The 8,806-nt window shown below is 43.4% G+C and carries 11 protein-coding genes and 1 pseudogene; 7 read left to right on the top strand and 5 right to left on the bottom strand.

Going from position 1 to position 8,806, the window contains the following annotated elements:
- From IQ224_RS18945 to IQ224_RS18935, 3 genes and pseudogenes are all read right to left on the bottom strand, one after another.
- Nucleotides 1-118 (bottom strand): annotated as a pseudogene (locus IQ224_RS18945) (photosystem II D2 protein (photosystem q(a) protein)); the annotation flags it as partial.
- Nucleotides 119-443: 325 nt separating this feature from the next.
- Nucleotides 444-1,205, bottom strand: coding sequence for a biotin/lipoate A/B protein ligase family protein (locus IQ224_RS18940; protein ID WP_036402321.1), 762 nt, complete (start codon nucleotides 1,203-1,205; stop codon nucleotides 444-446).
- Nucleotides 1,168-1,644 (bottom strand): YbjN domain-containing protein, encoded by a 477-nt coding sequence (locus tag IQ224_RS18935; protein ID WP_002738440.1) that lies wholly within the window; start codon nucleotides 1,642-1,644, stop codon nucleotides 1,168-1,170. Before IQ224_RS18935 ends, IQ224_RS18940 begins: the two co-directional genes overlap by 38 nt.
- 206 nt (nucleotides 1,645-1,850) lie before the next feature.
- Between IQ224_RS18935 and IQ224_RS18930 the strand changes: the two genes are divergently transcribed.
- From IQ224_RS18930 to IQ224_RS18915, 4 genes are all read left to right on the top strand, one after another.
- Nucleotides 1,851-2,069, top strand: a complete 219-nt coding sequence (locus IQ224_RS18930) for a hypothetical protein (protein WP_002747030.1) — start codon at nucleotides 1,851-1,853, stop codon at nucleotides 2,067-2,069.
- Complete coding sequence (locus tag IQ224_RS18925; RefSeq protein WP_002747031.1) at nucleotides 2,062-2,484, top strand: hypothetical protein; 423 nt, start codon at nucleotides 2,062-2,064, stop codon at nucleotides 2,482-2,484. The genes IQ224_RS18930 and IQ224_RS18925 overlap by 8 nt, the downstream gene beginning before the upstream one ends.
- Nucleotides 2,485-2,709: 225 nt before the next feature.
- Entirely contained in the window at nucleotides 2,710-3,336 is a 627-nt protein-coding gene (locus IQ224_RS18920) for a TetR/AcrR family transcriptional regulator (protein WP_002747032.1), read from the top strand.
- A 648-nt stretch (nucleotides 3,337-3,984) separates the two neighbouring features.
- The gene (locus tag IQ224_RS18915; RefSeq protein WP_002747033.1) at nucleotides 3,985-5,112 is read left to right on the top strand and encodes a class I SAM-dependent RNA methyltransferase; all 1,128 of its coding nucleotides are present in this window, start codon (nucleotides 3,985-3,987) and stop codon (nucleotides 5,110-5,112) included.
- On the opposite strand, the gene mdh is transcribed toward IQ224_RS18915, so the two are convergent.
- Both mdh and IQ224_RS18905 read right to left on the bottom strand, forming a co-directional pair.
- On the bottom strand, nucleotides 5,113-6,090 hold the full coding sequence (mdh, locus tag IQ224_RS18910) for a malate dehydrogenase (protein WP_002747035.1): 978 nt from the start codon (nucleotides 6,088-6,090) through the stop codon (nucleotides 5,113-5,115). It lies immediately after the preceding gene.
- A 25-nt stretch (nucleotides 6,091-6,115) separates the two neighbouring features.
- Entirely contained in the window at nucleotides 6,116-6,331 is a 216-nt protein-coding gene (locus tag IQ224_RS18905) for an NAD(P)H-quinone oxidoreductase subunit O (protein WP_036397110.1), read from the bottom strand.
- Between the two features lie 455 nt (nucleotides 6,332-6,786).
- Here IQ224_RS18905 and upp point away from each other — a divergent pair, with 455 nt between their 5' ends.
- The 3 genes from upp to IQ224_RS18890 all read left to right on the top strand — a co-directional run.
- On the top strand, nucleotides 6,787-7,440 hold the full coding sequence (upp, locus tag IQ224_RS18900; RefSeq protein WP_002738378.1) for a uracil phosphoribosyltransferase: 654 nt from the start codon (nucleotides 6,787-6,789) through the stop codon (nucleotides 7,438-7,440).
- Nucleotides 7,441-7,454: 14 nt separating this feature from the next.
- A complete protein-coding gene (locus IQ224_RS18895) occupies nucleotides 7,455-7,742 on the top strand; it encodes a hypothetical protein (RefSeq protein ID WP_002738615.1) in 288 nt (95 codons plus the stop codon).
- Nucleotides 7,743-8,424: 682 nt separating this feature from the next.
- Nucleotides 8,425-8,806 (top strand): transposase family protein (locus tag IQ224_RS18890; protein WP_194033352.1); only part of this gene is annotated, 382 nt, incomplete at its 3' end.

Below are 8,806 nucleotides of genomic sequence, written 5' to 3'. Positions count from 1 at the left end.
CGCAGGGGAAGAGTAGTAAACCAGACCAACCGATGAAGACGAAACGGTCTCTTTTGAGCCAGTCATCGAGAGCATCAAACAGCCCTCTTTCTGGGGCGCGTCCGACAGCAATGGTCATGGGGGTTTTTCCTCTTGCTTAACTGAAATCACGGGCAAGATTTCTTAACTTTTTTGAGTCTGGGATTACTCCCATTGTCTTATAAGATGGCGCGATCGATTGACTGGATTAGCTTAACTAAACTAGCTGCGATCACTCGTTAATCCTCACAAACTGTAAAAGATTAACGTTTCTTAAACTAGCACAAGCTAGACAATAATTTCGAGTTCGGTAAGACTTTGGTTCCTTGCGGCCTCTATCTACCTTTAACTATTATTAGCAAAAAATTACAAATCTATACAACTTGACTCATAATTGATTTTTTGTACACACAAAAACTTTTTTGTCAATGAGTATTTATATTCATTTTTTTAATTGATCGCCATTCCCAATCCTCTAGGGGTTGCTCTAGCAATTGACAATCAAAGCATTCCTCGGCGGCGGTTTTCAGGGTAGCGATAATTGTCTCTAGGGTCAAATCTGGGGCTAAATTGAGCTTTTGAGGGGCAGCACTGGCGAAAACTTGCTCAAACAGCGAATTATCTTGCTCTAACACCATCGAACCATGTTGGAGAACCGAGGAACCCCGTTGCAGTTGGGCGCTCCCAATAAATTTATTTCCCCAATTATCGACTAAATCCGCACCGGTAGCTGTACCGAAACAGTTAGCAGAATGGATATATCCCCGGCCGGCAGCACCGTAGGACAATTCTAGACCGAGATTTTGCCAGCCTGTGATTAAAAATTGACAGATTTGACAGTAAACTTTCCTAACATTCCCCTTCATCCCCGAATTTACCACCATATAAGTCAAATCCCCCTGATGTAGTACGGCCCGGCCACCGGTAGGACGACGAACTAGGGAGATTTTTTGACCTTGCCAAGTCAAATCACGCCAAAAATCGGGATATTGCCGTTGATGATAGCCCAAGGAAATAGCCGGGGGCGACCATTGATAAAAACGCAGAGTCGGGGGATGATGACCACAACGGTGTTGTTCTAGTAACCAAGAATCGAGCGCCATTTGTAGCTCTGCCGATGAGATAATTGGAGGGATATAACGCCAAATTTTAGCTGCCACCAAAGGATTCTCGTAACATTTCATCATTATTATCTGCTACCGTCGCCACGAGAGTAATTGCTCGGGAAATCTCCCCGGGAGACAAATCGGCCACCGTACGCTGAGAAATCACCACCACCTGCTCATTCATAATGGCAAAATGAGATTCAAAGGTTTCGGCACAATTCATCGCTAATAACTTGCGGGTTAATCCCAATTCATCCTGAACAGGCAATTTCAGCACAGAAGACCACACCGTGAGAAAATCATCATCGCTTTCCCCAGTTAACTGCACAAATACCTCAACGCTACCATACTGGAACTTCCACAGATAACCTTTTTCTGTATGTTGTACCATAGCAGTATCATTCTGCTGCAGAGTAGAAATAACCATTTCAATCATTTCTTGGTGACTGCTTGTACTAGCCAGAAATTCATCGGTCATTGACTCTATTGCTTCTGAAGTCGCTAAACTTTCTGTGGTCATAAAAATTCCCTAAACTCGATCGATCACAATCTTATCCCAAGAGAAAAGTAAAAAGTCAAAAAAATCGGGGAAAATACTGGTTACAACCCAGCACTGACGATATTTTTCAGCAGTCTGGATGGTAGAATATTGATTGCTGGTCTGTACCTGAACCAGAAGCCAGTATCATTACCTTGCCACCAAATTTCAGAAAAGAGGCTCTCAAAATGTCCTTGGCTGAACTCAAATCTCAAATCCAGGAACTTTCAAAAATTGACAAGCTGCGACTAATGCAATTCTTGGCCACTGAGCTTGTCAAAGAAGAGAACGGAGACTTTTTTGTAGAAGGTCAAGAGTACCCAATCTGGTCTCCCTATGGCTGTTCTGAAGCGGCCAACACCTTAATGAACCTTCTGGCTACAAAACAAAAAGAACAGAATGCTTGATGGTCAAAAATTTCCCTACAAAATTATTGACACCAGTTCCAGCATGGTTGACCGAATGCCATATGTGCCTATGACGCTGGGTCTCAATGGGCGCTCCTTAAACACCGAAGGTTTGATTGATACGGGAGCAAGTGTCAACGTTCTACCCTACGAGTTGGGCCTACAACTAGGCTTTATCTGGGAGAATGAAAATCTTTCGGTTATCTTGGCTGGGAACTTAGCCCATTGTCAAGCTCGTGCCGTCGTTGTTGAAGGCCAAGTTAACCCATTCCCCACCGTTAATCTAGCATTTGCCTGGACTCAAGCTCCTAGTACACCTTTAATTTTGGGGCAGGCTAATTTCCTTTTTGAGTTTGATGTTTGTTTTTCCCGTTCGCAGTCTGAATTTGCAGTTCGCCCCAGAACGGTTGTATAAAAAGGGGTGAGCTACGGTCTAACTATCCGCTTGCACAGCGACCGTATGAAACTCATTAAGATTTTAGCTAGGTGGACAAGCTTCTAGCTTGATTTCTGGGGAAGTCTGCGGAACGATAACCGAACAATCTCTAATCCCAATTACTCAAAATTTTATGAAGCATTTGAGTAAACACCTAACTTGATCGATGACAATGGCTCTATCCCGTTCTAGCTGTCAATAATTATGCAAAGTCTTTTTCAACGTTCCCTAACTGAGACCAATTCTGGGGAAGAAGATACCCGTAGTCGTATTCTACAGGCAGCTTTACGTTTATTTGCCGCTAAGGGTTATGAAGGAACCACGACCAAAGACCTAGCAGGAAAAGCAAATGTGGCAGAAGGAACTTTATTTCGTTATTTTCCCAACAAAAAGGCGATTTTAATCGAAGTGGCCACTAGGGGATGGGTGGACATTCTCACCGACTTGCTGACGGAATTGAGCGAAATGGGCAGTTATAAAGCGGTAGCGCAGGTGATGCGACGTAGGGTGTTGAGAATGCGAGAAAATAGCGATTTATTGCGAGTTTGTTTTATAGAGGCACAATTTCACCCCGAATTAAAAGAGCGGATTCAATCGGAGGTAATTGCTAAAATGACCGATGTGGCTGAGGCTTTTTTTCAAACAGCGATCGATCGTGGTATCTATCGTCCCATGAATCCGAAAATTGTAGCTCAGGTTTTTCTAGGAATGTTCGCAATTGCCGGTTTTTCTAGTGAAACTATTTTAGATAGTAATGCTTCCCCCTTAGCTTTACAAGAAATGGCCGAAGGTATTGCCGAAATTTTTCTGAATGGAGTGTTAGTTAAGTAGTCGTGCAAAATTAATTTCCTAGTCGAGACTCCGAGACTCCGAGACAGCTAATCTAAGGATAGGCGGTTAAAATCCGTTTTAGCTTACTTAAGTAGGGTTTACGGCAAAAAGTTTATTGGTGGGGTTAGGAGTCGGTCGTCAGGAGTCAGTAGCCGGTCGTTGGGAGGGGAAGTAAGAATAACAGAATGACCTCTTTAACTTAGACAATGGTGAAGTAAAAGTCGTTAACAATATCCCAGAATTACTCGAATTATCTATAGATAATCCCAATAAATTTAAAGAACACATGGACAGAGGAGATTTTGAGCGTTGGCTGGATAATATAGAGATAGGAGAAACAGAACTAGCAAATATAGCTCAGGCAACTCGAGAGAAGAATGATGATGAGCGCCTACATTATTTTCTCAGAGAATGCTGTCTAGTCTTGATTGAGAGAAACCCTTAATATTTCCTAACAAAAACTTGATTTGATCGCCAACTACCTGCAAGATAAAGAAAGAACGAATGAGATAGGGAATTTACAAGGGGATAAAAATTAAAATCTTTCTGATTTCAAGCTACCAACGACCAGTGCTAGTCACTGATAACTCATAACTGAAAACTGATAACTGATAACTGAAACCTGATAACTGATAACTGATAACTGAAATGACTCGATCCTATTTTGCTACCACCGCTAGGGGACTAGAAGAAATTGCCGCTAGGGAATTAGAATTCCTAGGGGCCAAAGAAGTGAAACCAGTATTCACCGGAGTCCATTTTCAGGGGGATATCTCCCTACTCTATCGAGTCAATCTTTGGTCAAGAATTATTTTTCGGGTTTTGGTTCCCATTGCCGAAATTCCCTGTGGGGATGGGAAGGAACTGTATGATGGTATTCAAGCCATTGATTGGCGAGATTATCTCAGCAGTGAGGAAACTTTAGCGGTACAATGTACGGGAACGAATGATCGCCTCAATCACACCCATTACACCGCTTTAAGCATCAAAAACGCTATTATCGACCAACAGCGTCAACAGGGCAATCCCCGTTCTTTTGTGGATACAGAAAACCCCGACCTGCAAATTAACGCTCATATCGAGAAAAATCGCTGTGTGCTTAGTTTAGATAGTTCTGGCCACAGTTTACATCGTCGCGGGTATCATCGGGCCATGGGAGTCGCACCTCTGAAAGAAAGTCTTGCCGCTGCTTTGGTAGAATTATCAGCATGGCAGGATGATATGGTGCTTTTGGACCCTTTCTGTGGTTCGGGAACCATTGTCATCGAAGCGACGTTAAAAGCTTTAAATATTGCCCCCGGTTTATCCCGTTCCCAGTTCGGATTTCAGAAATGGCCAGACTATCAACCGGATTTATGGCAATCTTTGCTTCAGGAAGCTAAAGAAAAACAAAAATCTCAGCTAAATGCGCCAATTTATGCTAGTGATGCCGATTATGAGGTTTTGCGTCAGGCCGAGGATAACGCCTATTTTTGTCAAGTGCAGGACTATATTAATTTTAGCTTGCAAAGCATCACCGACTTAGAACCGACGAGCGATCGAGGGATTATTCTCTGTAATCCCCCTTACGGCAAAAGATTGGGTAATACCGAAGAATTATGGCCCTTATATAAATCCTTCGGTGATGTCTTAAAACAGAGGTTTAAGGGTTGGACAGCCTATATTTTATCGGGAAACAAAGAACTGACTAAACAAATCGGTCTGCGTTCTTCCCGTCGCACTCCCTTGTATAACGGTTCTTTGCCCTGTACCCTCTTAAAATATGAGTTGTATTAACTACATCAAAACCTTGAGACTGTCAAGAGCTAAATGAACATTTTGACGAACTGAGGCAGCGGAAGTGTGTAGATCCAGACGTTCAGCATCGGTCAAACGCACTTCCAGAATACTTTCCACACCCCGACATCCTAGGCGACAGGGAACCCCCAGATAGACATCCTGTAAACCGTATTCACCCTTAAGATAGGCTGCCGCCGGCAGTAAACGGGATTGATTTCTCAATATCGTCTCGACCATGGTACAGGCAGAGGAAGCAGGGGCATAATAAGCTCCGCCAGTTTGCAGTAATTTGACGATTTCAGCCCCACCGTTGCGAGTTCTCTCCACTAAACGGTTAATTGTTATCTCGTCCATTAATTCGGTAATCGGCACACCACTGACGGTACAGTAACGGGGTAGGGGCAACATTAAATCACCGTGACCACCCAAAACCATAGCATGAACGTCGGCGGTACTAACCCCCAATTCCATGGCGATAAAGGTTTGTAAACGGGAAGAATCGAGGACTCCCGCCATTCCCATCACTCTTTGGGGGGGTAAACCGGTTGCTTGCCAGACTAGATAGGTCATCACATCCAGGGGATTAGTGATGACAATAAAAATGGCTTCCGGAGAATACTTGAGGCATTTAGTGGCGGCCTCGACGACAATTTTAGCATTGACATTCATGAGATCATCGCGACTCATGCCAGGTTTTCTGGCTAATCCAGCCGTAATCACGACAATATCCGAGCCTGCCGTGTCTTCGTAGTTATTAGTGCCAATAATCTCGCTGTCGTGCAGTTCTATGCCCTGAGCTTCCATCAAATCTAGGGCAATACCCTGGGGCAAACCATGGACGATATCGAGGAGAACCACATCAGCGAGGTTTTTTTCGGCGATGCGTTGGGCCAGGGTGCGTCCGACGTTGCCGGCACCAATAACCGAGACTCGGGGCGATTGACAGGGGATGAGTGTATCGTAGAAGTCAACCATGGTTTATGGATGAGGCAATTCCTCATCAGGCGGGTTCCAGTTGTTCGAGCTTTAGCCACACACTGGGGGTGGGAACACAGAATTTAATCAAAGCATAATCATCTTTTACATCCAAGACTTCTGCTGTCGAGTCGAACATATAACTGGGTAAACGGCGATCGCTGGCTAGGGCTTCGAGGCTATTTTCTAGGTTTCCCGTCACCACGCGGACTAAAGCTCCTTTCTTAATTGTAGCTGCCATGTTTTTCTGGTTAAATTTGCTGGGGGTTTCCCCCATAAATTGTTACATATTCGGGCAGACCTCTGACAAGAGCTTTTTTCAGTCATCGGTTTACTGATGACTAATACCAAAGGCCGAATCTAAAACCTAATTGGTTAGGCTCAAAGCTTTGATGTACTTAGGTGGCTGGTTATAATTAAATTAAAAATGGATTTTAGGTTCGATCCCCCCTGCCTCCCTTATTAAGGAGGGTGCCGATCCCCCCTTAGTCCCCCCTTAATAAGGGGGGCATCTGAAAGTTTTCAATACCTACCTACTTAGTTTTTACCCTTGTTTTTAGGTGGGAGAATTGCCAGATTCTTTCTTGTGCATGAGTGCCTGTCGCCCCTTGCCTTTAGAAACTAATAACTGATTCCGGGCTGATGGCTTTTTGGCTTAAGATAAAGTTTAGCCCTCGATCGAGTTCTCGTGTTTTCATGGTTTTACAACTGCGCGTCTATGTTCCCGAACATCCTCTGGTTAAGCATTGGCTGGCGATCGCCCGCGATCAAAATACCCCCTCGGTACTGTTTAAAACAGCGATGACGGAACTAGGGCGCTGGTTAACCTACGAAGCAGCCAGGCAATGGTTGCCGACCCTGGAAACTAGCATTAAAACCCCTCTAGCGGAATGTCCCGCTACTTTTATCGATCCTAGCGTACCGATGGCCGTAGTCCCGATTTTACGCGCAGGATTAGCCCTTTTGGAAGGGGCGCAAAGTCTTTTACCCCTAGCTAGTACCTATCATCTCGGTTTAGCCAGAAACGAGGAAACCCTGGAGGCGAGTTGTTATTTAAATAAATTACCGGCTAGTTTTGATCCGGCCACGAGAGTGTTAATTCTTGAACCGATGTTAGCCACGGGGGGATCAATTTCAACGGCAATGGCAGAAATTACCAGCAGAGGCGTTGATCCTGCCCTAATTCGCCTGATTTCCGTGGTGGCTGCCCCACCGGCTTTACAGAAATTGAGTCAGAATTATCCCAGCTTGAACATCTATACGGCTATTATCGATGAAGGACTAAATAGCCGCGGTTACATCGTGCCGGGGTTGGGCGATGCCGGCGATCGAGCTTTTGGAACCTATTAGGAGAAAAACGGATTATGAGTCAGCGAGATGGGTTTGCGGGCGGTTTTTTGGCTGGTGCGATTGTCGGTGGTTTAGTGGGCGGTGTTTTGGGGACGGTGTTGGCTAATCGCAGCCGTCGCGGTTTAGCAGATGGTGATAATCAGTCTTTTTTGGAGGAGATCCGCAATGGGCGCTTGACTCCAGAGGAAGGTATGGAAATGGCCCGCCGCAGTTTAGAAGATAAAATTGCCCAGTTAAATCTAGCGATCGATGATGTGCGTCAACAGTTAGGATCGGTACAGGAAAACGGCAGCGATCATTAAATAGGGTTGGCTGAATAAATCTCAAAACCTTTATATAACTTTGAGTTAGGGATAGGTATAGCCGCCTCTTAAAAGTTGCTAAACATTAATCAAATCAAGGAGAATTTATTCTCAATTATCAAAATTGAGACAGTTTGTGCCGCTTAAATAAAGAGATTTTGATAACTAAATTAAAGCATATCTAAAGAGTTTTGAGTTAAGAGTAAAACTTCAAGTTTTCATTCAGAATATAGCGTTTCTTAAGCTAGTGAGGTACACCTATTCTTCTTTCCTTTCGTCTAAAGCCCATAACTTTTGTACCTCAGCAGACTGAAAAAAGCTATAGTTTAAGAGTCATGAGAAGAAAAACATGGGGAAAAAAAGCAAAAAAAAGTTAGCGGACAAAGAAGAGGTGGTCGAGTAAATGGGATGGGAGGAGTGAGATATTCCGATAAAAAAAGATTCGTAGAATTCATCAAAAAAGGAAATTGAGAAACTTTTGATGAAGTGGTAAAAGTTTTTGGCTCTTCGGGAATTGTTATGCAAATAATTAACTTAAAATAAAATTCGATGAGAGTACCTACGCCTAAAAGTAGCTGAAATCTATACAGGGAGACACTTACGGCACAAACAAGTTAATATCAAAAGATAGACAATCGAGTTAAGATTTGATATAATAGCCAAAAACCAGAGTATTTTACTTATGATACTTGACAAATTTTTGAACCTAAAAGGAACGTCTATTCAAGGCTATCTACACCTAGAAAATATCGGTATAGTTTGCCAAATCGAATCGAAAAATCAAAAAGCAATCTGTCCTCGTTGTGGGTTAGAGAGCGATAAACTCCACCAAAATCATCGACATTTAGTCAAAGATTTACCGCTCTCAGGTCAACCAGTGTACCTACAGGTTAATCGTCGTCAATTTAAGTGCGATAATTGTCGAAAACCCTTTAGTGAAGAGTTAGATTTTGTCGCCAAGAAACGAACCTATACGAAAAGACTAGCCGAGAATATACTCGAACAATTAAAAGAAGGAGATATTTTAAATGTTAGCCGAAGAAATGACGTAACGGAAGAAGAGA

Origin of the sequence: Microcystis sp. LEGE 00066 (assembly GCF_015207925.1) — a bacterium.
GTDB classification, from domain to species: domain Bacteria; phylum Cyanobacteriota; class Cyanobacteriia; order Cyanobacteriales; family Microcystaceae; genus Microcystis; species Microcystis ichthyoblabe_A.
This window is presented reverse-complemented; position numbering and strand designations above follow the sequence as displayed.